This window comes from Hydrogenophaga sp., from assembly GCF_050250835.1.
Classification (GTDB): Bacteria; Pseudomonadota; Gammaproteobacteria; order Burkholderiales; family Burkholderiaceae_C; genus Hydrogenophaga.
On sequence record NZ_JBFWNX010000010.1, the window covers coordinates 1 to 24,827 of the forward strand.

The following is a 24,827-nucleotide window of genomic DNA, read 5'->3' on the forward strand; positions in this document are numbered from 1 at the left end:
GTGCGAAGTTCCTGGCCGGTCAGTACCTGCAGGTAGTCCTGCCCGATGGCCAGCGCCGCTCTTACTCCATGGCCAATGCGCCGCATGAGAGCGATGGCGTGCAGTTGCATATCCGTCATGTGCCCGGTGGCCACTTCAGCATGGACGTCTTGCCAGGCCTCAAACCTGGCGACTTCTTGCAGCTCGAATTGCCACATGGCGATTTCTGGCTGCGCGAGGACAGCGAGCGCCCCTTGGTCATGGTGGCGGGCGGTACCGGATTTGCCCCGCTCAAATCGATCATCGACCACATGGTGCGCCGCAAGATCGGCCGCCCACTGACGCTTTACTGGGGGTCGCGCCTGCCCGAAGGCCTCTATGCGCAGGAGGTTATCGCCCGGTGGCAGCAGGGCCAACTACCCGATCTGCGCTATGTGCCTGTCGTCAGCGATATCGGCGATGACATATCGTGGCGAGGCCGTACCGGCCTCGTTCACGAAGCCGTACTCGCGGATCAGGCCGACCTGAGCGGTCATGACGTCTACGCCTGCGGTGCGCCGGCCATGGTGGCAGCACTTCGGCGCGCCTGTATCGAGCAGCGGGGCTTGCCGGAAGAACGATTTTTCAGTGACGCCTTCGTCAGCCAGGCACTCCTTGGAACTCGGTAGTCGAGCCTTGGCTAGGGAAGAAGCTCGCAGCATCGGCGCGCGGCAGTCAGGTCTCCCTGGAATTGGACCGTCAGTTGGGAACAGCGGTATTGACCAAGGTTGATTGGCGGTTACGGCCCCATTGAGTATCGTGCTTTCGCATCGAAACACAGGGTGTTATCCACCACCCGAACCGGCGCCACTATGGCAAATTCAACTGGTCACCGCACCAGCTTTCGCCGAGAGTTCGCGTGAAGCATCAAGCAACAACGCCACGATCTGCCGCACGCGCACGTCATCCAAGCGCGCGCTCGGGCCATAGACTGCAAGGGACCCAATCACCTTGCCTGCGGCGGTACTGAACGGAACTGCCATGGCCACCGCGCCCTTGATCAGCTCGTCTCGACTGATGGCGTAGCCAGCCTCTCGGATACGAACCAGTCCTTCAAGGTATGCCGGCTGCTGATCGGGCGGCACTTTACCGTCGAGGTAGCTGGCCGCGTCCTTTACAAAGGCTAGGATCGCTCGCCCGCTTGCACCCAGGATCACGCTCTCACTGTGTCCCACTCCCCGCTTGAAGCTTAGCGGCTGCGGACTGGGAATTTCCGCCACGCAGACTCGCTCCCGGCCATGGTGAACCAGCAGCGCAACGGTCTCGCCAGTCTGCTCCCACAGGCGGCGCATCATGGGCTGCGACAACTCCGCCAAGTCTAAGCCTGAGGTCCAGACGTGGGCTAGGTGTGCCACCGAGGGTCCGAGTTGGAAGCGCTGCGGCTCGCCCGCAGCCACTATAAAGCCACGCAACTCCAGGGTCTTCAGCAGACGATAAAGGGTGGGGCGGCTCAAGTCGACACGCCGCAAAAGTTCGCTTGCGCTCAGTTGCCGGTCGCCCGCCCGAAAGGCCAGCAGGATGTCAAGCGCGCGATCCACCGAGCGCACCCCCTCCCCCGATTTCTCTGCTGGAGCCCAACTGGCGGTGCTTTCGTTACTCATGATCGTCCCGACTACTTTGTGTTGTTAGGTGGTGATTGTACGAAATACGTCCATCAGACGGACATCTTGTCCGTTTTCTTTGACATGAATCAAACGATGCAGATAATGGACATGCGTCTCATCTGACGTACACCATTAGGAGACCCCAAATGAACAAGGAAATGTCTGAAACGCTTACCCGCGTCGGTCCCGGCACGCGCATGGGCAACCTGCTGCGCCGCTACTGGGTGCCAGCACTGATGTCGAACGAGATCGCCGAGTCGGATGGCCCACAGGTACGGGTGCAACTGCTGGGCGAAAAGCTGCTCGCGTTCCGCAACTCCGACGGCAAGGCCTGCTTGATCAGCGAGTTTTGCTCCCACCGCGGTGTGTCGCTGTACTTCGGCCGCAACGAGGAAAACGGCATTCGCTGCGCCTATCACGGCGTCAAGTTCGATGGCATGGGCCAGTGCGTGGACGTGCCGTCATCGCCCCAGGCTTGCGCCCGGATGCACATTAAGGGCTACCCCTGCATTGAGCGCGGCGGCATCGTTTGGACCTACATGGGTCCGGCCGACCAACAGCCTGCTGCGCCTGAACTTGAGTGGTGCACGTTGCCACCCGAGCATGTGTTTGTGTCCAAACGGCTGCAGTATTCGAACTATCTCCAAGCTATGGAAGGCGGCATCGACACCGCGCACGTGTCATATGTGCACAGCTTCGAGGTGGACGGCGACCCCATGCACCAGGGCGTCAAGGCGCTGGACTACATCAAGGCCGACGGCAATGTGAGCTTCGAGATCGAAAAGCAGCCCTTCGGACTGAGCCTGTTCGGCCGTCGGCTGGGCGAGCCCGACTCCTACTACTGGCGCATCACGCAGTGGTTGTTCCCCTGGTTCACACTGATCGCACCATTTGGCAACCACGCGCTGGGAGGCCACGTTTGGGTGCCGATCGACGACCACAACTGCTGGGCCTGGAGCATCAACTGGCAGCCTGATCGACCGCTCACGGCCGAAGAGCGTGCCGCGATGGAAGCCGGCAAGGGAATTCACGTCGAGTACGAGGCACAGGGCAGCTTTGTCCCCAAAGACAACCGGAACAACGACTACGGCATGGATCGCCAGGCCCAAAAAGACAAACGTTCCTACAGCGGCATATTCGGCTTCGCGGCCCAGGACTACTCTTTACAGGAAAGCATGGGCCCCATCCAGGACCATGAAGCGGAAATGCTGTTGCCCACCGACAAAGCCATCGTGATGGCGCGGCGCATGTTGCACGAAGCGGCTTTGGGCCTAGAGCAAGGCGACACACCGCCGGCGCTGAACGCCAGCGAGCAACACGTGCGTCCTGCCGGCGTGCTCCTGCCCCGAGACCAGGACCCCGTCGAATGGGCACGCCATAACCTAGCCGATGCCACTAGCAAGCCGGTCTTCAGCCTTTGATGACATCTATTGCCATCCCTACGACAACACGGAGACAACCCATGACATTCATCCGCAGGCTTTTCGCCGTAACACTGATCGCAACAGCGGCGACCTCTTCAACCTGGGCTCAGGGTACGCCAAACTGGCTTCCTAGCAAGCCCGTACGCATCATCGTGCCCATCGTCGGCAGCACTAACGACGTCTTGGCCCGTCTGGTCGCACCGGAGCTGCAAAAGACGTTCGGCCAACCCTTCGTGGTGGAGAACAAACCCGGCGCGGGCGGCAACATCGGCGCTCTGGAGGTCTCGCGTGCAGTGCCCGACGGGCATACGCTGCTGGTGGGCTACAACGGACCACTGGCGATCAACGTCACGCTGTTCGACAAGATGCCCTACGACCCGACCAAGGACTTGGCCCCCATCACACTGGCCGTGAAAGCGCCTCAGTACCTGGTGGTAAACCCTGCGGCTGGCTTCACCGACGTGAAGGACTTCATCGCCAAAGCCAAGGCTGAGCCTGCCCGGTATTCCTACGGTTCCGTGGCCATGGGCAGTGCTTCGCACCTGACCATGGAGATGATGAAGTCTGCGGCCGGCTTCCACATGACGCACATCCCCTATCGCGGCGCTGCTCCTGCAGTCACCGATCTGATCGCCGGCAACGTGCAAGCGGGCTTTTTCGTACCCGGCAATGTGCAGGGCTTCGCGAAGGAAGGCCGTCTCAAGCTGCTGGCCTCCACTGGTAAGAAGCGCTTCCCGAGCACGCCGGATGTTCCAACACTCGCCGAGTTGGGTCTCAAGGACTTCGAGGCCACTTCGTGGATCGGCTTCCTCGCTCCGCCAGCCACACCACCGGGAATCATCAACCGGTACAACGAAGAGATTGTTCGCATCCTGAGGTCACCCGAAATGCAGAAGCGGTTGCACGAGATGGAGTTCGAGGTCATCGCCAGCAGCCCCAAGGAGTTCAGCGACTGGATTGGCACTGAGATTGGGCGCTGGGGCAAGATCATCAAGAGCACTGGCGCCAAAGTGGAGTGAGTTGAGATGAACACTAACCGACTGGCGGGGCGCACCGCGCTGATCACCGGCGCTGGCGCTGGCATCGGTGCGGCCGCCGCCGCGATTTTCAGCCGCGAAGGTGCGGCTGTACTGATGGTGGATGCGAACACGCAAGCGCTGGAGAGCACGCGCGCCTTGATCCAACAGACGCAGCCCCACGCACGACTAGCGTGCGTGGGGGCCGACGTGGCTGACGAGGCCGCCGCGCTCGCGGCGGTAGCTCATTGCGTCGCGCTCTGGGGCGGGCTGGACATCCTGGTCAACAACGCCGCTATGCGCAACTACAGTGCAGCCGCCGATGCCACTCCCGCCGAATGGCAGGCCATGGTCAATGTCAACTTGGTGGGCATGTCCAACTACTGCCGCGCTGCGTTGCCAGCGCTACGGCACTCCGGCATCGGCAGCATCGTCAACGTCTCCTCGTGCTATGCAGTCACTGGCCGCAAGGGCATGGCGCTGTACGACGCGACCAAAGCAGCGCAGTTGGCCTATACGCGCACGCTGGCCTTCGAAGAGGCACCGTGCGGAGTCCGCGCCAATGCCATCTGCCCCGGTTCGACGTTGACTGATTTCCACCTTGGCCGAGCGAGCAGTGCCGGCAAGAGTGCCGATCAGCTCAGGACCGAGCGCAAAGACACCTCACTGGTCGGCCGCTGGGCCGACCCCGCCGAGATCGCTTGGCCCATACTCTGGCTCGCGTCCGACGAGGCCTCGTTCATCACTGGCACCACGCTGATGGTGGATGGCGGCCTGCACATCATGTAAGTCATGGCCACAACTACTCTGCAGGCGCTCGTCTTCCAGATGCGCCACGAAGCCTCGGGCATTATCAGTGTCGAACTACGACCCACCACGCCAGCATCTGCATTTCCCGTTGCCGCCGCCGGCGCGCACGTGGACCTGCACCTAGGCAACGGTCTGGTTCGCAGCTATTCCTTAATCAACCCGGGGGACACACATCGCTACGTTGTGGCGGTGCTCAACGACCGACGCAGCCGGGGCGGGTCACGTTTCGTGCACGAACAGCTTCGCGTTGGGCAGGTGATTACCCTCGGCGGGCCGCGCAACCATTTCCGACTGGACGAGGACGCGCGGCACAGCGTGCTACTGGCCGGTGGCATTGGCATCACACCGATCTACGCCATGCTGCAGCGCCTCGCGGCGCTAGGGCGCGAGGCGTACCTCGTCTATTGCGCGCGAAGCCGTTCCGAGGCGGCCTTTCTGGCCGAAATCGAGGCAATTGCAAGTGCAAGTGACACCCGGCTTTCGCTGCGATGCCATTTCGACGGCGAGCAAGGCGGACCGCCAGACCTTGAACGCTTGCTCGCCGGCCATCCACCGGACGCTCACTTTTATTGCTGCGGCCCCGGGCCCATGCTCGATGCCTACGAACGCGCTTGCGAGCGGTTGGGACAGCACAACGTACACCTAGAGCGCTTTGCTGCTACCACGACGGTCCCCACAGCGACACCTGCAAGTGGCTACACGGTAGAACTGCGCAGGAGTGGCCGCACGGTCCAGGTGCCACCCGGCATACCTTTGCTCGACGCGCTCATCGAGGCTGGACTCAACCCCGACCACAGTTGCCGCGAAGGCGTGTGTGGAGCGTGCGAAACCAGGGTTATCTCTGGTGATGTCGATCACCGCGACCAACTGTTGTCCAAACAGGAACGCGCGGCCAACAAGTCCATGATGATCTGTGTCTCATCTTGCCGCTCGGGCTGCCTAGTACTTGACGCCTGAAGTCCAGCACCTCGTTCACAGCAATTTTTCAGTCTTCAGCTGATGACGCAAGGTCGCTAGCCTGAGGCTCAACCACGCCTTTCCATCTGGTGACTTTGCAAGCCACTCCACGGAGGTCTTTACTGGAAATTCACCTCGACAAGTCACTCCCAAAACAATATTATTAGCCATCTAACTATAATTGGAGACGTACTGTGGCCTTCGCCAGCCAGAAAGATTTTGTGTCCGGTCTCATGTTCATGGCCGTAGGCGGCTCGTTCGCCTGGGGTGCTGTGGACTATGAAATCGGCAATGCCGCCCGAATGGGCCCCGGCTACTTTCCCTTCATGCTCGGCCTCATCCTGGTCTTGCTCGGGGTTCTGGTCACCTTCAACGCCTTCAAGTCCGGCCCGCCCGGTGGCGACAAGATCGGCGCGCTCGCCTGGCGTCCGCTGGTGTTCATCCTGGGTGCCAACCTGCTGTTCGGTGCGCTGCTGGTGGGCATTCCCGCCTTCGGCCTGCCGGCCTTTGGCCTGATCGTGGCGATCTTCGGCCTGGTCATCATGGCCGGCTACGCCCGCGAAGGCGTGAAGTTCAAGGAGTCGCTGATCCTGGCCGCCATCCTGGCCGCCGGTAGCTACCTCGCTTTCGTGAAACTGCTGAACCTGCAGTTTCCGGTCCTGCCCTGGTTCCTCGCGAACTGAACACGAGGAGACTAGTACATGGATCTGATCAACAACCTCGCGCTCGGCTTTGGCGTTGCCTTCACCCTGCAGAACCTCGTCTATGCCTTCATCGGCTGCCTGCTGGGCACGCTGATCGGGGTGCTGCCCGGCATCGGCCCGCTGGCCACCATCGCCATGCTGCTGCCGGCCACCTACGGTCTGCCGCCCGTGGCTGCGCTCATCATGCTGGCCGGCATTTACTACGGGGCCCAGTACGGCGGCTCCACCACCGCCATCCTGGTCAACCTGCCGGGAGAATCCTCGTCGGTCGTGACGGTGATCGACGGGTACCAGATGGCACGCAAGGGCAGGGCAGGCCCTGCCCTTGCCGCCGCTGGCCTGGGTTCGTTCTTCGCTGGTTGCGTCGGCACGCTGATCCTCGCGGGCTTCGCGGCGCCGCTGACAGAACTCGCACTGGAGTTTGGTCCGGCCGAATACTTCTCGCTCATGATCGTCGGCCTGATCGGCGCCGTGGTGCTGGCATCCGGATCGCTGCTCAAGGCCCTCTCCATGATCGTGCTGGGCCTCCTGCTGGGCCTGGTGGGCACCGACGTCAACTCCGGCGTCGCGCGCTACAGCTTCGACATTCCCGAGCTCACCGACGGCATCAGCTTCCTGGCCATCGCCATGGGTGTGTTCGGCTACGGTGAAATCATCCAGAACCTGTCGCATCCGGACGAGAAGCGCGAAGTCTTTACCGGCAAGGTCGAAGGCATCATGCCGACCAAGGAAGACTTCCGCAACATGATGCCCGCGGTGCTGCGTGGCACGGCCCTCGGGTCCGCGCTGGGCATCCTGCCCGGCGGTGGGGCGTTGCTGTCGGCCTTCACCGCCTACACCATCGAGAAGAAGACCAAGCTCAAGCCGGGTGAAGTGCCGTTCGGCCAGGGCAACATCCGCGGCGTTGCGGCGCCCGAGTCGGCCAACAACGCTGGTTCGCAGACCTCGTTCATCCCGCTGCTGACCCTGGGCATCCCGCCCAACGCGGTGATGGCACTGATGGTCGGCGCCATGACCATCCACAACATCCAGCCGGGCCCGCAGGTCATGACCAGCAACCCCGAGCTGTTTTGGGGTCTGATCGCGTCCATGTGGATCGGCAACCTGATGCTGGTGGTGCTGAACCTGCCGCTGATCGGCATCTGGATCAAGCTGCTGACGGTGCCCTACAAGTGGCTCTTCCCGGCCATCGTGCTGTTTTGCGCGATCGGCGTTTATTCCACCAACAACAACAGCTTCGACATCTGGATGGTGGCGTTGTTCGGCCTGATCGGCTATGGCTTCATCAAGCTCGGCTGCGAACCCGCGCCGCTGCTGCTGGGCCTGATCCTTGGGCCCATGATGGAGGAATACCTGCGGCGCGCGCTGCTGATCTCTCGTGGCGACTGGTCGGTGTTTGTGACCCGTCCGCTGTCCGCCAGCCTGCTGGTGGTCGCCGCGATCCTCCTCGCCGTAGTGCTTATGCCCTCTGTAAAGAAAAAGCGCGAAGAGGCGTTTGTTGAGGACTGAAAGTGCCCTAGTACTAGAGGCAATATTTGCGTTTCCCGCAATGACTACATGAGGCTATCAATATGACCGAAATCATAAAATCTAATGACGATTCGCCCCTTAACAACTTCTCCAACTGTCATGAAGGAATCATTTCACACCTTAATGAATTTGGACAAATCACCGACCTTATTAAGGCTGCAACAAGTGCTCGCAAGATTGCCGACGATACCGTTGCATTTTTCAGAGTCGCTGTATTTGATCATCACGCAGAAGAAGAAAGAGATCTATTTCCTGCAGTCCTTGCCAATGCAAAGCCTGGTGAGGAGCAGTCCATCGTGCAGATGATGATAGACGGACTTATAGCAGAGCACCGCGAGATCGAATCCCAGTGGAGTCGTATAGAACCGAAGCTTGTGAAACTTGCCAAAGGGCACCTCATCGAAATCGATGACACGGCTGTTCAACGACTCGTGATTCAATACACGGCACATGCCAAACTGGAAGAAGGGGAATTCTTACCTCTAGCAGAAAAGATCCTTGGTCGGAAAGATCCCGAATTGGCGACGCTTGGACTCGCTCTACACACACGCCACGTCATTCGTGCAGCTCGTCGCGGCTTACGGGGCTCCTAAATGCAGTACTTGCGGGCGTGGGCGTATCGCCCGGCCTTGCGGTTCAGCTCCTTGCCCTCTTTGGCAAAGGTCTGCTTCAGATCGATGCCCACATCCTTGGCCGCCCCCACCAGCTTGGCCCGGCCAGTCTCCAGCAAACGGCTGTCGGTGGGGTGGGCAATGGCCTTGTGCTGCACCGTGCTGTCAACGATCACGCGGCTGAGCTCCTGCGCCTTGATCAGCTTGAGCTCGACGGCCACGTTGATGGTCTGCGCCAGCAGCTCCTCCACACCTTCTTCGCCCAGCAACTGGCGGAACTTGACCAGCGTGGTGGCGTCGCAGGGCGGGCGATCTGCGTAATAGGCACAGCCCGAGAAGAACTGCCAGCGCGGCGTGTCGGCCCAGCGCGCCACAACGCCTTCGTCCGACTCGTTGAAGGCGTGCTTGAGGTACAGCAGCGCCATCATGATGCGCAGCGGCACGCGCGGGCGTCCTGCGTTGCTGGCCACTGGTGCGCGCTGCACCTGTTCGCCAAAGAGATCCAGGTCGGGCATGGCCACGCCGGCGCGGCCTTTGCGGCAGAAGACTTGGGCCACCCGCGCTTCGATCTCCTGCCAGGGCATGCGCGAGGCCAGCACAGCCAGCGGATGGCGCAGGTCGATCACGTGGTCGATGCGCGAGCGGAAGAAATCGTCGGTGGCGGGGCAGGCAAACATCACGGCAGAACTCCCAGAAAACTGCCCTTATTGGAAATCAAACTGGGAGTTCTGCGCACTACAGTTCGCTCCGTAAGCCAGTGTTTATGCGGGTTCCGGGGGTTCCGCAGGGCCGACTATTGAAAATCAAACAGGGAGTTCTGCGCTCCCGAGGCCACCCCAGCGGGCCAGCGTTCATGCGGGTTCTGAGGGCTCTTCAGGGGCGACTATGTAGAAGATGAAATCAAATCAAGACCTCTAATCATCTGCCTGCAAACCCACTTGCAGCACAAAATTCCGCTCAACCTCTGTGATGCCATCGACCAACCCATGAACCTTAGAGAAAAGCCTGCTTCCATGATTGGTCAGAAAAACCCCCCTCGCACTACGCGTCATAAGCTCAGCCCCGATTCGAAGCTCCAATCTCTTAAGACGTCTGCTCAAAGCCGGTTGTGCAATCTCAAGGTACTCGGCCGCCTTGGAAAGGCTGCCAAGCTTTGCTGCCACAACAAAAATCCGAAGATCATCGAACACCAAAAAAGTTTTCATTCCAGCCATATCGATGGAAGCTCTTACGAAGAAGACGCGACTACAATTAAATTAAAAACCAAATGATCTTTTTCAGCACTCAAAAACCGTCAAACACGAAAAGCCATCAAACATGCCAATAGAAAATCAAAAATGGAACCACAATAAAATCACTCGACAGGCTTCTCTTGAAATCTCATTGAAAAATCAACAGCCTTAACATCCTTAATCAAGGCTCCAACAGAAATCCGGTCCACGCCTGTTTCAGCGTATTCACGCAAGTTTTCATACGTGACCCCTCCCGAAATTTCGAGGCTACAGCGACCGCCGGCCATTTCCACCGCCGTCCTGATATCAACAAGGGACATGTTGTCCAACAACACCATCGTCACTCCCGCGGTCAGAGCCTCCTCCAATTGACGGATAGTCTCCACCTCGACTTGGATGAATGAGACGGGTGAAGTTGTTTCCTGCGCGGCCTTGAATGCAGCAGTGAGGCTCCCTGCTGCTGCAATATGGTTTTCTTTGATCAAGATCGCATCAAAGAGCCCCATCCTGTGGTTTTTTCCTCCGCCACAGCGAACGGCGTACTTTTCGGCGGCACGCAGACCAGGAATGGTTTTTCTCGTGTCGAGAACACTCGCTGCAGTTCCCTCGACCGCCTTGACATGGGCCGCTGTCTTAGTCGCCACGGCGCTGAGTGTTTGCATCCAGTTGAGGCATGTGCGTTCAGCCGTCAGCAACTCGCGCGCTTTACCTTCGATTTCCACAATTTTCTGGCCGGCTTCGCATCGATCACCATCGCTCAGCAGCCAGGTGGCCCGTGAGCCTGGCGCCACCTGTCTAAGTACCTCTGTAACCCACGGGCGTCCGCAGATCACGGCAGAGTCTCGGCAAATAATGGTGGCCCGTGCCTGGCGATCCGCAGGCACCAAGGCGGCCGTCAGGTCACCTGTACCCACGTCTTCCCTCAATGCGCGCTCGACATCTTCGCGAACTTGTTCTTCAAAGGTATTCATCAGAAAATAAATCCAGTTAACTCAAACAGAATCGATGGGAAGCTCGGTGCTTTTGATGTTGCGCCGCAAGATGACGGGTTTTCCACCCAAGGTTCGCTTGCACATCCAATGCGCCAAGGCAGAGTCAAGGTAATCTGCGTGCCCTGGAAACCAGGCAGCAAGCTCATTCCCCAATTGCCGACAAACGGCCACATTGCCGATCGCCAACTGCTGCTTGACCTCATGAATAGACTTCAAGACGGCTGCATGTTCGTTAATATGGCACTCACTGGCAGGAAAATTGCTTTCAAGCATCCAGCGATCTTCCTGTTCAAAGTGCGCCTGGCAGTGTTGAAGCAAAACCCCCAACACTCTATCCAAGTCAGAATCTGCGGCTTGCTGCAAAGCGGCCACAAATTCAACAAACTCTTGGTGTACTTGGTCCATCGGATTGAATCCGAGAAGATAGCCATCACTCCAACTAATTGATGCATTCATTGAGCACTCCTGTCGTCTGGTTTCTTCTTCAGCCTTACGTGGTACTGCCGCACACATTGCGGCTTATTTCATCAGAAGCAGCAAAGACAGCGCCACCAACAAACTCAGCAATAGATGCCGAAATACTTTGTCGCTCAGTCGATGACGGATCGTCCTACCGATTTGCAAACCGACAAACATAGGGATCAGCGCAAGACAAGACAGTCCGACCTCCGAAAAACCGAACCGCCCATACAACAGCATGGCGCCATACATTGGTACTGCACCAATCAGGTAGATGATGCTGATGGAACCAACAAACTCTTCCCGGCGAAGCCTGAGAGCCAGGAGATAAGTGATCAGTATCGGACCGGTGAGGGAGGAAACGCCGGCCATCGCGCCGGCAATCACACCCACCAACGGCCCCATCCAGCGTTCCTTCTGACGATCAATGTTGAATGATGTCCCGAGCAGCATCATTCCCACCGCCGCCATCACGACCAGCGCCAGCAACATGTTGAACCCCTGCACAGAGAGGTTCCTGGTGAAGTGGATCGCAGCAATCGTCGCGACAAACTGACCAACCAGCAACCCAGCGAAGCGCTGAAATCCCTCACGCAGTTTCTGTCCCTCTATGGACTGCCATAGGTTGGAGAGCAGAACCGGCATGACGAGCAGCCCCATTGCTTTGGGCGCTGGCAGAAGAAGCGACAGCAAGGGAACCACGACGAGCGGCAAACCCACCCCAAGGGTTCCCTTGACCACGCCCCCGAGCACCACGGCGCCAAAGCAAGCGATCCAAAGTGCCAGCGACGGCATGGCATCGTGAAACATCACTCGGCTTTGAGTTCCGCGTGTTTGCCCGCCTTTGCCATGGCTTGGTTCTCCTGCTCAATGACTTTGCGGTAGGCGTCGCCACTGGCACCGACGGACTCGATACCGGCGGTCTGGAACTTCTCAACAACGTCCGGCAATTTCACGATCTGAGCAATTTCATCGGAGATCCGCTTGGAAATCTCCGGCGGCGTGCCGGTGCGAGCAAGCACTCCTACGCTGACCGAAAAGTCAAAGCCAGGGATCGTTTCAGCGATCGATGGCACATCGGGCACGGACGCCGAGCGCTTGGGAGCGTTGCTGGCCAGCAAAACAACTTGACCGCTTTTCACAAAGCCCAGCATGGATGGCAACGCGGCAAACAAGACGTCCACCTGTCCACCGACCAATGCCGGCACCGACTGACTCGATCCACGGAAGGGGACGTGAACCATCGACAAGTCGAGATCCGCCTTCATGGCCTCCATCGTAAGGTGGTGCGTGCTTCCGATCCCCGACGACCCATAGGTGAAGGCACCAGGCTCCTTTTTGACGCGGGCGACAAACTCCTGGAAGGTCTTGACGCCGGTCTTGGGGTGCGCCACCAGGAACAAAGGTGAGCGCGCGATCAGCGATACGGCCTGAAGGTCCTGTCCGACCGCGTACTTGGCGGCCTTGTTGATCTGCGGTGTGATCGAAAGCATGGAGCCATCGGAAACGATGAAGCTGTAACCATCGGCAGGCAACGCGCTCAGGGTCTGAACCGAGACGATACCGTTGCCCCCCGGCTTGTTCTCGACCACGAAGCCCTGCTTCATGCGCTCGGAAAGCTTTTGGGCAATGACACGCGCCACCGTGTCTGGAAGGCCGCCCGGTGCATAAGGCACGATGAACTTGACCGGACGGTTGGGGTAATCGCCAGCCTGTGCCAGCACGGCACCAGATGCAAGGAGAGCGCTCATGGCAAGTGCTGCAAGGATTCGTCGTTTCATAGTTTGTCTCCGTAAGTGAGGTTGATGAGATGAAGAAAGCAGAACAGCATCTGTGCACCCCTTTTTAGGGGAGATGCGTGACTGCTTGTTTTTTCTTAGAAATCTAAGATAATTGATTTTTCCCACTTGCTTGATCTTTGTCAAGAGTAGGTACCCATCAACTTCGCTGCGTAGAAACACTTACACCATGACTGCAAACGAGACAATGCACCCCCTCCTCATCACTCGAAAGGAGGTCATCGCCAAGGACGTCTTTCTCTTCGAGTTGAAGTCTCCGGACGCGTCACCGCTGCCCAGCTTCACGGCCGGGGCTCACATCGCGGTCCAGGTGCCCAATGGCTCTATGCGCCACTACTCGCTGTGCAGCGACCCTGGCCGAACAGACCTTTATCAACTCGCGGTCAAACGCGAAGATGACGGCAGGGGGGGCTCCAAGAGCTTGATCGACGAGGCGAACGTCGGCGACACGCTTCTGACCGGCACCCCCAGCAATCTGTTCGAGCTCAGCGAAAAGGCCAAGAGCTTCATCCTCGTGGCCGGTGGCATCGGCATCACACCCATGCGAGCGATGATTCACACCCTCGAAGCCGAAGGCATAAGGAGCTTTAAGCTCTACTACCTTGCACGCACGCCAGGGTCGGCCGCCTTCCTGGACGAACTGAGTGCCCCCGAACTGAAGGGGAAGGTCGCCATCCACCACACTTACGGCGACCCGTCAAAAACCTTCGATCTCTGGTCTGTCTTCGAGAAACCTGTCGCTGGCACGCATGTCTATTGCTGCGGCTCCAAGCGACTGATGGATGAAGTCAAGGACATGACGGGTCATTGGGCCAGCAGTGCCGTGCACTTCGAGAGCTTCGGAGCTGATACGAAACCGCACCCCGACGACAAGCGCTTCGAAGTCGAATTGGCCAGAACGGGCATGAAGATCCTCGTGCCAGCCAACCGAAGCATCCTGGATACCCTGCGCGAGCATTCCATTCGAGTGCCCAGTTCTTGTGAGAGTGGAACGTGCGGCTCTTGCAAGGTGCGGCTGCTCAAAGGCGAAGCTGACCATCGGGACCTGGCCCTTCTCCCTGAGGAGCAGGAGGACCACATCATGGTGTGCGTCTCCAGAGCGAAGTCGGACACCTTGGTGCTTGACCTGTGAGCCCCTCAGTGAATCCCCACAAGCAGCCCATCAGGCTCGGTGTCCTGGGTCTTGGCCGCGCATTCACCCTGATGATTCCGACGCTCAGCAGGGATCCGCGCGTCGCGCTGGCCGCCTGCTTCGATCCGAATGCTGGTGCCACCGCAGCCTTTGCCAAAGCGTTTGGCGGGGTGGCGCACACATCGGCCGAAGCGCTTTGCGCCGATCCGAACGTTGAATGGATCTACGTCGCCACACCGCATCAGCTGCATGAGGAGCATGTGCGACTCGCGGCGAGCCGAGGCAAGCACGTCCTGGTCGAGAAACCCATGGCTTTGTCACTTGCAGCATGCGCCCGCATGCAGGCCGCTTGCGAACAGGCGGGCACGCAGATGATTGTTGGCCACAGCCACAGCTTCAACGCGCCCGTATCGCATGCCAAGACACTCATCGAGTCAGGTCAATGGGGCCGTGTCTGCATGATTCACGCCATGAACTTCACGGATTTTCTCTACCGTCCCAGGCGTCCGGAAGAATTGGATACAGCGAAGGGCGGTGGCGTCGTCTTCAGTCAGGCCGCGCACCAAGTCGATATTGTCCGGCTGCTGGCGGGCGGTGACGTCAGTTCCGTTTATGCAAGAACCGGATCATGGGACCCGACACGGCCCACCGAAGGTGCGTACACCGCGATACTGAACTTCCGCTCAGGCGCGTTTGCCAACGTGACCTACAACGGCTACGGCTTCTTTGACAGTGACCCGTGGATGGCGGGCATCGGGGAAATGGGCTGGCCCAAAGACGTCAACACCCATCGGCTAACCCGGGAAAAGCACCTGGCGACGAAGGACGAGGCGGCCGAGGCCCGCCGGAAGGCGAATCGGAATTTTGGTGGTCAGCACTATGTGCCGGACGTTCGGCCATCGCCCGCCGCCTTTCAACACTTCGGCCCGGTCATCGTCAGCTGCGAGCATGCCGATCTGCGTTTGACTCCTTACGGCGTGGAGATTCACGACACCCATGGCGTGTGCCTGGAGGCCCCGCAGCGCGGACCCGTGCCTCGCTTTGAGGTTGTGGACGAGTTGTGGTCGGTGGCCCGAGATGGGACCCCTCCAGTCCACTCAGGGGCGTGGTCCGCAGCAACGATGGAGGTCTGTCTGGCGATTCTCGAATCGGGCAAGAAAAGAGAAGCTATCATTCTGGAGCATCAAGTCCCAGTCCCGCCGCTTCGGCTTTGACGCCTCCAATGAGCGAAAAATCCATAGACACCCGGAACCTGCTTAGCCACTGGCGAGAATCCGTCCCCAATGATCGCCTTGCCCATTTGGTGCGAGACGTCGCACGTGCGCAGATGCGAGCGCTCCAGCATCGATTGACCCCGTTTGGCGTCTCATTCGGTCACTGGTCGTTTCTGAGGATTCTGTGGAGCCGTGACGGACTGACCCAAAAGGAACTGAGTGATCTGGCTGGCGTGATGGAACCCACGACGTTCACTGCGGTCAAGGCCATGGAGAAGATGGGCTTCATCGAGCGCAGGCATTTGCCTGGCAACAAGAAGAACATGCATGTGTACCTGACGGAGTCGGGCCGCTCATTGGAAAGGGTACTTGTTCCTTTGGCCGAGGAAGTCAACCACATCAGCGCGAAGGGACTACCGGATCGCACGATTTCAGTTGTTAGAAATGCACTCGTCCAGATGATCGAGAATCTTGCCCAAGAAGAAGCCCGCGTCGATGCGAGCATCAACGCGGGCTGTTAGCAGGCGCCTTCCAAACCGATCTCCGGCAGGGTTTGCCGGAGGAAAGCAACCTTAAATACTGTAGCTTTCGTAGGTCGACGGGTCGAAGAGCTCGTCTAACCCCACCCTCCGGCATGACAGCCCCTGCGCATGATGGTGATGCAGGAACGCCTCGAGAGTCTTTCGATTCGGCCCTACGCCATAGGACCAGAAGTCCTGTCCCAGCGTTTCACGCGCTGCCTTGAGCTGTTCCTCCACAAACGGCAGGGTCACCTTGGTGGCCGAGGTGTCCGCCAGCAGTTCCAGGGCTTTCGCCTTGGATTCGCTGAATGCCTTGAACACAGCGCCCGGCAGCCAGCGGTTCTGTTCTGCCAACTCCTTGCGGATGCCCACCACGTGCATGATCGGAAAGATGCCCGTTCGCTTGTAGTAGTCCTTGGCCACCGCCGTCGGGTCGTCGAAAAGCCAGGCCACATCCGGGTTGGTCAGCGCGGCACCACTGGGTGGCCTTGGCGCAATGAATGCGTCAATTTCGCCCGTGTTCAGCATGTCCGAGATGGTCCGCATCTCCGGGGCCGCTTCAACCTTCACACCTGCAGGCAACTCCAGCTTGATCTTCTCCGGGCGCCCGGGCGTGTCAATCCCGCCCCTGACCCAGGTCACATCCTCCGGTCGTATCCCGTAGTCATCCTGCAGGATCGACCGCGCCCACACGATCGCCGTCAGCTGGTACTCCGGCACCCCGATTCGGCAACCCTTGAGGTCCTCCGGCTTGCGGATCCGGTCCTTCCGCACGTAGATGGACGTGTGGCGAAAGGCACGTGACAGGAACACCGGAACCCCGATGTAAGGGCTCTCGCCCTTGGCGTGCTTCACCAGATAGCTGGAGAAAGACAGCTCGGTGATATCGAAGTCTCGGCTCCGCATGGCCCGAAAGAACATCTCCTCCGGGTTCAGCAGCATGTACACCGGGTCGCATCCATCAATTTGAACACGCCCGTCGTACAAGGCCCGATTGCGGTCGTAGTCACCCATGGCGACTGATAGTCGTAGCTTGGTCATCAAGTCAGCTCAGGCAGTGACAACATAAGAACGGTCCATCTCTGGATTATCCTGACCCTCAAGCCAGACATAGCTCGTCTCGTAAGCGCGCCAGTCCACGGTCTTTGGAATGACTCCCTGGAACGAGCACACTTCATTCGGAATGCGGTTCTCACCACCACCGATGACTTCGCCACTCTTCTGGAACGCCTGAACCGCCTCGACCATCTGCTTGCGGAACTCGACGATGGCCATGTCGCTGGCTCCAAGGCGGTCGTGACTTCTGTCGGCGATCTTGCCCATGGTGATCCACATGGCCATGTCCTGATTCGGAATGCCGGAAATGCCGGTGAAGTTGCCACTCTTCATCGCTTGGCGGTCCTGCCAGTACCTGTTCTCGTAGTTGCGCAGCGGACGGTACTGCTCATCCAGATCGACGCCGACCGTCTGGCCCAGGAATTTGCGCCAAGTGGCCGTCTCAGGGGTCTGCGAAGGATGGCCCCAGCCGATGAAGTAGAAGCAGGTGTTGGTATCGTCCACTGGCACATTCACGTTCGCCACGTTGTACAGGTTGTTCGGTGGAATCAGTACCGTCCAAGGCGCAACGAACACCGTCGTGCGCACGTAGTCGTGCGTCTGGGCATTGAAGATGGGGCGCCGCACTGCGGCATACCGGAAGCCGAACTTCGCGCGCTGCACCTGCATCCGCGGCGCCTTGTCGGTGGACGGACGCAGCCAGTTCTTGTCGGTGGCTTTCGCACCATCGACACGTGCAGGAACCATGTCCGAACTGTGCAGGCTCGAGCTGTGCGCCGAATCGATCGCACCTTCCAGAATCTGTGCCCAGTTCACGGGGATGATCACCTTGGCGACGCTCACCCGTGTTTCCGCAGTGGGCGCCCAGCGGGGTGGCTCAAACTCCGGCATGGTTTCGGCCGCACCCATGTAGGCCCAGACAAAGCCGCCCCATTCCTTGGTGGGGTATGCCTTGTGTTTGACTTTTTCCAGCATGCCACTGGCTTCCGGCTCGGAGGACATCTCGGTGACATTGCCCGCCACGTCCATCTTCCAGCCGTGATACAGGCAGCGCAAGCCACCCTCCTCGTTCCGGCCGAACACCAAGGATGCCCTGCGATGGGGACAGTACTCGTCCATCACGCCGACTTGCCCATCGGTGTTTCTGAACACCACGAGGTCTTCGCCGAGGATCCGTGCTTTGACAGGGGTTCCGTCAGGCTCCGACACCTCTTCGATCAGACAGATCGGAACCCAGTGTCGACGCATCAGATGCCCCATCGGGGCACCGCTTTCGACACGGCACAACAGGTCGTTCTCTTCTCGCGTAATCATGGCCATCTCCTTACTGGGTGAATACGTGCAGATTGCACGGCACATGAACTATACTTCGATATCTAAGTATTTTACATAGGGTTATCCCTGCAGCCATTTTTTCCCCAGCAAGCATCTGAGGCACACCTTTCACGAATCACTCGGTACATGACATGAAAAAACTCCCAAACAAGTGCAGCTCGCTGGCTTTTGCGTTCTACATGGCCACCATCATTGCTTTCATGATGTGCGTCCTACTGACAGCCATCAACACCGGTGTCGATGGTCACTTCCTGCGACGGGTTCTTGGTACCTACGTGGTTGCCATGCCAGTGGCCTTCGCATGCGTCGTCTTGGTGCGCCCGCTGGTCCTGTTTCTTGTTGCTATGACCGTGGATGCGAATCGTGAATCGACCCGAGCCCAGTAGACACCTTGGAACCTCAAACTGAGGCCCCTTCGGATGTGCCATGAAGACTAACCACAACCCTGAAGAATTCAAGATCGTGGCGCCGCAACCGTGCATCGTCGCCGGCATCTCGGGCGCGATCCAGCACCTGCCGGTGCATGAAGGATTCCAAGGTGATCGTGGCGATCAACTAGGACCTCGAGGCCCCGATCTTCTTGATCGCCGACTACGGCTTGAAATCCGACCTGTTCTCGGCCGTGCCGGAATTGGTGGCTGCAGTTTGAGAAAAACGGTGACTTGATACGAGAATGAAAATATTCAGGGAAAACAATGGAACTGAGGCACCTTCGGTGCTTCTTGGCGGTCGCTCAGGAGCTGCATTTCGCCAGAGCCGCTGAGAAGCTACACATTGAGCAATCGCCACTTTCGAGGGCGATCAAGGAGTTGGAGGAAGAGCTGGGGATCCGCCTCTTCGACCGCAACACTCGCAGCACGCGCCTGTCCCGCGCAGGCCAGGTGTTCATGGAGCACGTGCCACGCGTGTTCTCCGCGCTGAATCAAGCGCGTGACAGCGTCCGTACCGTATCCGCAGGCTACCAGGGGCGATTGCGCATTGCCCTATCGGGCAGCATCTCGCAGACCCATCTCACAGCGCTGTTGTCACGTTGCCGAGAGGAAGAGCCTGATACGGAAATCCGGCTCTATGAAGTTCCGTTGGTACAACAGATCAAAGGTCTTGAATCCGACTTGTACGACGCGGGATTCTCCCAGTCGCAGGAGGTTGGCGAGACGCTGCTTGCCGTACCGGCGTGGAGAGACCCGATGGTGGTGGCTGTGCCCTCACGCCATCCCTTGCTGATTCACAAGAAGCTGCCACTGGAAGAGGTGCTGCGCTACCCGCTGGTGCTTTGCGACCCGGATGCCTGCGAGGGCTGCAGCCGCCAGGTGGCCCGCGTGCTGAACGCGACAGACCTTGAACCCATCGTGGCCGAGCAAGTGGCCAGCCACGACCTGATGGTGACGCTGGTGGCCGCTGGCTACGGCCTGGGTTTCTCGACCGAGGCGCACGTATCGACCAGCCACCATCCTGAGATCGTCACGCGACCGTTGGCCGGTCGCTCGCCGGTGCTGACCACCTACCTGATCAGGCGCATTGGCGAACCGTCGGACACCTTGCAACGTTTCGTGGAAAGAGCCCTTGTCGATGCGCCGGGTCGCGCGTCGGACGAAGCTCTGGACACATCACCAGGGAGTAGCAAATGAAGAAGTGTTCCAGATGGATGACTGTGGTGTGCGCTGTTTCGGCCGCACTGCTGTTGTCCGCGTGCGGCAAATCACAGCCCACCGAAACCGTGGAGTCACTGGTGGCCGATCCCGAACGTCTGAAGTTGCTGCGCGAGCAGTGCAAGACAGAGCGCGCCAAGCTGGGGGAAGAGCTTTGTGACCGCGTGGCCGAGGCCACCAAGAGGCGGTTTTTTGGGGACGGCAAGGTGCCCTACAACCCACCCAAGGAATCGCCTAAGTTCTGAATCTGCGCTTGCCGCCACACGCAGCGCTGCCCGTTTCGAGCATCGGCTCTCTGCGCCGTGCTTCGCCGAGGGATGCGTCAGCACGCCTCAGTAGGCATTGATGCGGACCACGCGGCAAGCCTGCCGATTTGGGACTTTGACCCACCGATAGGCCGCTTTCATCCTGACGCCCGCGGCACGCCTTTGTACCGCGCGCATGCCCCCACATGGAGGGCCACAGGACAGGAGGTCAAGGTGCAGGCTCGGGGCGCAAGCCATCAAGGGGTTCTCTACGGGCAGATCGCGGCGGTGCTCGGCGTCGTCGTGGTCGGCGTGTGGGGCGCGACCCAATGGACGGCCGCTGCACTGGGCAACCAGGCACGCCTGGGTGCGCCCTGGTTCGAAGCCTTTGGCTTGCCGGTGTACCACCCCTGGCGTTTGTTCGAGTGGTGGTTCCTCTTCGATGCCTACGCGCCCGACGTCTTCGACATGGGAGGCGCCATCGCGGGGGGCAGCGGCCTCGCCTCGGTGGGCGTAGCGGTGGGCCTGTCGGTGTGGCGCGCGCGGCAGTCGCGTCTGGTCACCACCTACGGCACGGCACGCTGGGCCACAGCAGACGACGTTCGCCAAGCGGGCCTGAATCGGCCTGCCGGCGTCTTCCTCGGCCGGCATGGTGAGTGGTACCTGCGCCACGACGGTCCCGAGCACGTGCTGGCGTTTGCGCCCACCCGCTCGGGCAAGGGGGTGGGCCTGGTGGTTCCCACGCTGCTGTCGTGGCCGGGCTCCGCCGTGATCCACGACATCAAGGGCGAAAACTGGCAGCTGACGGCCGGCTGGCGCGCGTGCTTCTCGCATTGCCTGCTGTTCAACCCCACCGATGCGCGCTCAGCCGCCTACAACCCGCTGCTGGAGGTGCGGCGCGGCGTGCACGAGGTGCGCGACGTGCAGAACATCGCGGACATCCTCGTGGACCCAGAGGGCGCGCTGGAGCGGCGCAATCACTGGGAGAAGACCTCGCACGCCCTGTTGGTCGGGGCCATCCTGCACGTGCTCTATGCCGGCGAGGACAAGACGCTGCGCGGCGTGGCCAACTTCCTGTCCGATCCGGCCTGCCCGTTTGAAGTGACGCTTCACCGGATGATGACGACACCGCATCTGGCGCGCGAGCAAGGCGGTGGACCGCACCCAGTCGTCGCTTCCGCCGCACGTGAGGTTCTCAACAAGAGCGAGAACGAACGCTCGGGCGTTCTGTCCACGGCCATGAGCTTCCTGGGCCTGTACCGAGACCCGACGGTGGCCGAGGTGACTTCGCGTTGCGACTGGCGCATCGCCGACCTGATCTCGACCGAACACCCGGTGTCGCTGTATCTGGTGGTGCCGCCGTCGGACATCAGCCGCACCAAGCCGCTGATCCGGCTGATCCTGAATCAGGTGGGGCGGCGCCTGACCGAGTCGCTCGATGGCTCGGACGGCATCGCACGGCGTCACAAGCTGCTGCTGATGCTGGACGAGTTCCCGGCGCTGGGCCGGCTGGACTTCTTCGAGACCGCCCTGGCGTTCATGGCGGGCTACGGCATCCGCAGTTTCCTGATCGCGCAGAGCCTGAACCAGATCGACAAGGCCTACGGCCAGAACCACTCCATCCTGGACAACTGCCACGTGCGCGTGACCTTCGCCACCAACGACGAGCGCACCGCCAAGCGCATCAGCGAGACGCTGGGCACCGCCACCGAACTGCGTGCCCAGCGCAACTACGCCGGCCACCGGCTGGCGCCGTGGCTCGGGCACCTGATGGTCTCGCGCCAGGAGACGGCGCGCCCGTTGCTGACCCCTGGCGAGGTGATGCAGTTGCCGCCCGACGAAGCGGTGGTGATGGTCTCCAGCACGCCACCGGTCAAGGCCCGCAAGCTGCGCTACTACGCAGACGCGAACTTCAAGCGCCGCGTATTGCCGCCGCCCGTCCTGACTGCCGGCCCCTATCCCGATGCGCCACCGGTGCGGGCAGACGACTGGGGCGGTCTGGCTGTCCCGACTTCGTCCACTGCATCCAACCCAGTCTTCATGGCCGGCATGGATGCCGACGAAGGCGGTCCCCGCCTGCAGCCAGAGCTGACAGAGATTGCGGTACACAACCCCACGATCGACGCACTAACCAATGACCTGGCGCTGCTCGATGACGACGACGCGCCCCCGCCCCTTCCCCGCCAGCTCGATCCGGCCATGCAGCGCGCGGCTCGCCTGGCCGCACTCGACCCCGATGACGGTATCGCACTATGAGCCAGTACCGCCTGAACCTGTTCATTCCGCCTGAGCATGCGCGACGCCTCGAAGAGGTGGCCGCCAAGAAGGGCGTGTCCAAGTCGTCCATCGTCGCGGCGGCGCTGGCCTCTTGGCTGTCGCCGGATTCAGGCGACCAGCGCGAGGCGGCCATCGCCAAGCGGCTGGATCGGCTCTCGCGCCAGTTCGAGCGGCTGGAGCGCGATCAGAACATCGAGATCGAGACGCTGGCACTGTTCATCCGGTACTACCTCACGGTGAGCACGCCGGTGCCCGAGGGGCACCAGGAGGCGGCCCGTGCCCAAGGCAAGGCCCGCTTCGAGCAGTTCGTCGAACAACTGGGCCGCCACCTGCTGCGCGGGCGTAGCCTGGTGCGCGATGTGATCGAGGAGCTTCACCCGCAGGAACAGGGCCTGAACCGGCAACTGGACGATGCGGCAGGCATGGCCGAGGACCCGGTGTATTCCGGGCACCCCGACGAAGGGCCGACGGCATGACGACCGCACCACCCAACCCCGAAAGGACCACGCTCGACCGCCGTGTGCGCATGCTGCGCACGGCCATGGGGCCGATGATCGCGGCCGCGCTGGAAGACCCGGACGTGGTGGAGGTGCTGCTCAACCCCGATGGATCGCTGTGGCTGGACCGACTCTCCACCGGGCGGGCGCCGACGGGCGTCACGCTGTCGTCCGCTGATGGGGAACGCATCATCCGTCTGGTGGCGGCCCATGTCGGTGCCGAAGTACACCGGGGCCAGCCGCTGCTGACGGCCGAGTTACCCGAGACGGGAGAACGATTCGAGGGGGTGCTGCCGCCTGCCGCACCAGGCCCGGCCTTCGCACTACGCAAGCGCGCCGTGGGCGTGATCCCGCTGGACCGCTACGTGGCCGACGGGATGATGAGCGCAGAGCAGGCCGACTTCCTGCGTCAGGCCGTGCACGAGCGACACAACATCCTGATTGCTGGAGGCACCAGCACCGGCAAGACCACGCTGGCCAACGCGCTGCTGGCCGAGATCGCCACCACGGGCGACCGAGTGCTGGTGCTCGAAGACACCATCGAGCTGCAATGCTCCGCGCGCGACCACGTCCCGCTGCGCACGCGTGCGGGCGCTGTATCCATGGCCGAGCTGGTGCGCGCCACGATGCGGCTGCGGCCTGACCGCGTGGTGGTGGGCGAAGTGCGTGGCGGCGAAGCGCTTGACCTGGTCAAGGTCTGGGGCACCGGCCACCCCGGCGGCATCGCCACCATCCACGCAGGGTCGGCGCTCGGTGCGCTGCTGCGACTGGAGCAGTTGATCCTGGAGGTGGCGGTGAACCCGCCGCGTGCGCTGATCGCCGAAGCGGTCAACGTGGTGATCTACATCGCCGGTCGCGGCCGCAAGCGCCGGATCGAAACGATTGCCCGCGTCACCGGACACGACAGCACGGGCTACCACCTGGTGGCAATGAATGGCGCGCTGGATGCGCCCTTCCCGGAGCTGCCAGCGCCAACGCCACTTGCGACCTCTTCCTCCCCGCCCCCCGAGGCGGACTCCCCTTCCTCAACCCTGCCTGGAGAACTTCCATGAACCCTTCGCTTTCCCTGCGCGCCGTTGCCGATCTGCTGGCCCAATCATTCTCTCGATGGATCCCGTCCGCCGGCATGGCCGGCCTGCAACGCCTCAACCGGCTGATCCAGCCCGCCCGTCAAGGCCTGCTCACCGCCGCCGTCATGCTGAGCCTGGCCGGCACGGCCAAGGCGGCCGGATCCAGCATGCCCTGGGAGGGGCCGCTGCAATCCATCCTGGACTCGATCCAGGGCCCGGTGGCCCGCATCGTGGCAGTGATCATCATCATCGCCACCGGCTTGGCGCTGGCCTTTGGTGACACATCTGGGGGTTTTCGCAAGCTGATTCAGATCGTCTTCGGGCTGTCGATCGCCTTCGCGGCCTCATCTTTCTTCCTGAGCTTCTTCAGCTTCTCCGGTGGTGCCCTGGTATGAGCATCGCTGCCGAACACGCCAGCCTGGCCAGCGGATTCGAGATCCCGTTGCACCGTTCGCTGACCGAGCCCATCCTGATGGGCGGCGCACCGCGCACCGTGGCCATCGCCAACGGCACACTGGCCGCCGCCGTGGGCCTGGGACTGCAGCTGTGGATTCCAGGCATCGTGCTGTGGATCGTGGGCCACTCGCTGGCGGTCTGGGGCGCACGGCTCGATCCGCAGTTCATGGCGGTGTTTGCCCAGCACCTCAAGCACAAGCCGCTGCTGGACGCGTGAGA

General features: G+C 60.7%; 27 protein-coding genes and 2 pseudogenes. 20 read left to right on the top strand and 9 right to left on the bottom strand.

Features of this window, described 5'->3' with window-relative positions; genetic code table 11:
* Positions 1–647, top strand: a 647-nt coding sequence (locus AB7F11_RS13290) for an FAD-binding oxidoreductase (RefSeq protein WP_428300749.1), incomplete at its 5' end; no start/stop codon positions are given.
* Positions 648–839: 192 nt separating this feature from the next.
* Here AB7F11_RS13290 and AB7F11_RS13295 read toward each other — a convergent pair.
* Positions 840–1,619 (bottom strand): IclR family transcriptional regulator, encoded by a 780-nt coding sequence (locus AB7F11_RS13295; protein WP_428300750.1) that lies wholly within the window; start codon positions 1,617–1,619, stop codon positions 840–842.
* Positions 1,620–1,768: 149 nt separating this feature from the next.
* Here AB7F11_RS13295 and AB7F11_RS13300 point away from each other — a divergent pair, with 149 nt between their 5' ends.
* From AB7F11_RS13300 to AB7F11_RS13330, 7 genes are all read left to right on the top strand, one after another.
* Positions 1,769–3,043 (top strand): Rieske 2Fe-2S domain-containing protein, encoded by a 1,275-nt coding sequence (locus AB7F11_RS13300; RefSeq protein ID WP_428300751.1) that lies wholly within the window; start codon positions 1,769–1,771, stop codon positions 3,041–3,043.
* A gap of 41 nt (positions 3,044–3,084) precedes the next feature.
* Positions 3,085–4,065: a Bug family tripartite tricarboxylate transporter substrate binding protein gene (locus tag AB7F11_RS13305; RefSeq protein WP_428300752.1), complete on the top strand. Its 981-nt coding sequence runs from the start codon at positions 3,085–3,087 to the stop codon at positions 4,063–4,065.
* 6 nt (positions 4,066–4,071) lie between these two features.
* Positions 4,072–4,851, top strand: a complete 780-nt coding sequence (locus tag AB7F11_RS13310; RefSeq protein ID WP_428300753.1) for an SDR family NAD(P)-dependent oxidoreductase — start codon at positions 4,072–4,074, stop codon at positions 4,849–4,851.
* Between the two features lie 3 nt (positions 4,852–4,854).
* On the top strand, positions 4,855–5,829 hold the full coding sequence (locus AB7F11_RS13315; protein ID WP_428300754.1) for a PDR/VanB family oxidoreductase: 975 nt from the start codon (positions 4,855–4,857) through the stop codon (positions 5,827–5,829).
* Between the two features lie 194 nt (positions 5,830–6,023).
* Entirely contained in the window at positions 6,024–6,512 is a 489-nt protein-coding gene (locus AB7F11_RS13320) for a tripartite tricarboxylate transporter TctB family protein (RefSeq protein ID WP_428300755.1), read from the top strand.
* 18 nt (positions 6,513–6,530) lie between these two features.
* Positions 6,531–8,042 (top strand): tripartite tricarboxylate transporter permease, encoded by a 1,512-nt coding sequence (locus AB7F11_RS13325; RefSeq protein ID WP_428300756.1) that lies wholly within the window; start codon positions 6,531–6,533, stop codon positions 8,040–8,042.
* 62 nt (positions 8,043–8,104) lie between these two features.
* A complete protein-coding gene (locus AB7F11_RS13330) occupies positions 8,105–8,656 on the top strand; it encodes a hemerythrin domain-containing protein (RefSeq protein WP_428300757.1) in 552 nt (183 codons plus the stop codon).
* A 5-nt stretch (positions 8,657–8,661) separates the two neighbouring features.
* Here AB7F11_RS13330 and AB7F11_RS13335 read toward each other — a convergent pair.
* From AB7F11_RS13335 to AB7F11_RS13360, 6 genes and pseudogenes are all read right to left on the bottom strand, one after another.
* Positions 8,662–9,351, bottom strand: a pseudogene (locus tag AB7F11_RS13335) (transposase); the annotation flags it as partial.
* 237 nt (positions 9,352–9,588) lie between these two features.
* Entirely contained in the window at positions 9,589–9,888 is a 300-nt protein-coding gene (locus AB7F11_RS13340) for a LysR family transcriptional regulator (RefSeq protein ID WP_428300758.1), read from the bottom strand.
* A gap of 140 nt (positions 9,889–10,028) precedes the next feature.
* Complete coding sequence (gene nadC / locus AB7F11_RS13345; RefSeq protein ID WP_428300759.1) at positions 10,029–10,877, bottom strand: carboxylating nicotinate-nucleotide diphosphorylase; 849 nt, start codon at positions 10,875–10,877, stop codon at positions 10,029–10,031.
* Positions 10,878–10,898: 21 nt separating this feature from the next.
* Positions 10,899–11,354 carry a bacteriohemerythrin gene (locus AB7F11_RS13350; protein ID WP_428300760.1) on the bottom strand — a complete coding sequence of 152 codons (456 nt, stop codon included), beginning with the start codon at positions 11,352–11,354 and terminating at the stop codon, positions 10,899–10,901.
* Positions 11,355–11,417: 63 nt separating this feature from the next.
* Complete coding sequence (locus tag AB7F11_RS13355; RefSeq protein ID WP_428300761.1) at positions 11,418–12,167, bottom strand: TSUP family transporter; 750 nt, start codon at positions 12,165–12,167, stop codon at positions 11,418–11,420.
* The gene (locus tag AB7F11_RS13360) at positions 12,167–13,138 is read right to left on the bottom strand and encodes a Bug family tripartite tricarboxylate transporter substrate binding protein (protein WP_428300762.1); all 972 of its coding nucleotides are present in this window, start codon (positions 13,136–13,138) and stop codon (positions 12,167–12,169) included. The genes AB7F11_RS13355 and AB7F11_RS13360 overlap by 1 nt, the downstream gene beginning before the upstream one ends.
* A gap of 187 nt (positions 13,139–13,325) precedes the next feature.
* Between AB7F11_RS13360 and AB7F11_RS13365 the strand changes: the two genes are divergently transcribed.
* The 3 genes from AB7F11_RS13365 to AB7F11_RS13375 are packed head-to-tail and all read left to right on the top strand — an operon-like array spanning position 13,326 to position 16,023.
* On the top strand, positions 13,326–14,288 hold the full coding sequence (locus tag AB7F11_RS13365; protein ID WP_428300763.1) for a PDR/VanB family oxidoreductase: 963 nt from the start codon (positions 13,326–13,328) through the stop codon (positions 14,286–14,288).
* An 8-nt stretch (positions 14,289–14,296) separates the two neighbouring features.
* A complete protein-coding gene (locus tag AB7F11_RS13370; RefSeq protein ID WP_428300764.1) occupies positions 14,297–15,502 on the top strand; it encodes a Gfo/Idh/MocA family protein in 1,206 nt (401 codons plus the stop codon).
* Between the two features lie 8 nt (positions 15,503–15,510).
* Entirely contained in the window at positions 15,511–16,023 is a 513-nt protein-coding gene (locus tag AB7F11_RS13375) for a MarR family winged helix-turn-helix transcriptional regulator (protein WP_304831153.1), read from the top strand.
* 51 nt (positions 16,024–16,074) lie between these two features.
* Here the strand turns inward: AB7F11_RS13375 and AB7F11_RS13380 are convergent, their stop codons facing one another.
* Both AB7F11_RS13380 and AB7F11_RS13385 read right to left on the bottom strand, forming a co-directional pair.
* Positions 16,075–17,064: an ABC transporter substrate-binding protein gene (locus tag AB7F11_RS13380; RefSeq protein ID WP_304831152.1), complete on the bottom strand. Its 990-nt coding sequence runs from the start codon at positions 17,062–17,064 to the stop codon at positions 16,075–16,077.
* A gap of 9 nt (positions 17,065–17,073) precedes the next feature.
* Positions 17,074–18,393: a Rieske 2Fe-2S domain-containing protein gene (locus AB7F11_RS13385; RefSeq protein ID WP_428300765.1), complete on the bottom strand. Its 1,320-nt coding sequence runs from the start codon at positions 18,391–18,393 to the stop codon at positions 17,074–17,076.
* A 152-nt stretch (positions 18,394–18,545) separates the two neighbouring features.
* Between AB7F11_RS13385 and AB7F11_RS13390 the strand changes: the two genes are divergently transcribed.
* The 9 genes and pseudogenes from AB7F11_RS13390 to AB7F11_RS13430 all read left to right on the top strand — a co-directional run bounded on the left by AB7F11_RS13390 (position 18,546) and on the right by AB7F11_RS13430 (position 24,825).
* Positions 18,546–18,800, top strand: coding sequence for a DUF2798 domain-containing protein (locus AB7F11_RS13390; protein ID WP_428300766.1), 255 nt, complete (start codon positions 18,546–18,548; stop codon positions 18,798–18,800).
* Between the two features lie 70 nt (positions 18,801–18,870).
* Positions 18,871–19,063: pseudogene (locus AB7F11_RS13395) on the top strand (electron transfer flavoprotein subunit alpha/FixB family protein); the annotation flags it as partial.
* A 46-nt stretch (positions 19,064–19,109) separates the two neighbouring features.
* On the top strand, positions 19,110–20,042 hold the full coding sequence (locus tag AB7F11_RS13400) for a LysR family transcriptional regulator (protein ID WP_428300767.1): 933 nt from the start codon (positions 19,110–19,112) through the stop codon (positions 20,040–20,042).
* Positions 20,039–20,308 carry an EexN family lipoprotein gene (locus AB7F11_RS13405; RefSeq protein WP_428300768.1) on the top strand — a complete coding sequence of 90 codons (270 nt, stop codon included), beginning with the start codon at positions 20,039–20,041 and terminating at the stop codon, positions 20,306–20,308. The genes AB7F11_RS13400 and AB7F11_RS13405 overlap by 4 nt, the downstream gene beginning before the upstream one ends.
* Before the next feature lie 234 nt (positions 20,309–20,542).
* Positions 20,543–22,564, top strand: a complete 2,022-nt coding sequence (locus AB7F11_RS13410) for a conjugal transfer protein TraG (RefSeq protein WP_428300769.1) — start codon at positions 20,543–20,545, stop codon at positions 22,562–22,564.
* On the top strand, positions 22,561–23,061 hold the full coding sequence (locus tag AB7F11_RS13415; RefSeq protein ID WP_428300770.1) for a CopG family transcriptional regulator: 501 nt from the start codon (positions 22,561–22,563) through the stop codon (positions 23,059–23,061). The genes AB7F11_RS13410 and AB7F11_RS13415 overlap by 4 nt, the downstream gene beginning before the upstream one ends.
* Positions 23,058–24,134: a P-type conjugative transfer ATPase TrbB gene (trbB, locus tag AB7F11_RS13420; protein ID WP_428300771.1), complete on the top strand. Its 1,077-nt coding sequence runs from the start codon at positions 23,058–23,060 to the stop codon at positions 24,132–24,134. Before AB7F11_RS13415 ends, trbB begins: the two co-directional genes overlap by 4 nt.
* 74 nt (positions 24,135–24,208) lie before the next feature.
* Positions 24,209–24,547: a TrbC/VirB2 family protein gene (locus AB7F11_RS13425; RefSeq protein ID WP_428300784.1), complete on the top strand. Its 339-nt coding sequence runs from the start codon at positions 24,209–24,211 to the stop codon at positions 24,545–24,547.
* On the top strand, positions 24,544–24,825 hold the full coding sequence (locus tag AB7F11_RS13430; protein ID WP_428300772.1) for a VirB3 family type IV secretion system protein: 282 nt from the start codon (positions 24,544–24,546) through the stop codon (positions 24,823–24,825). Before AB7F11_RS13425 ends, AB7F11_RS13430 begins: the two co-directional genes overlap by 4 nt.
* Positions 24,826–24,827: the final 2 nt, after the last annotated feature.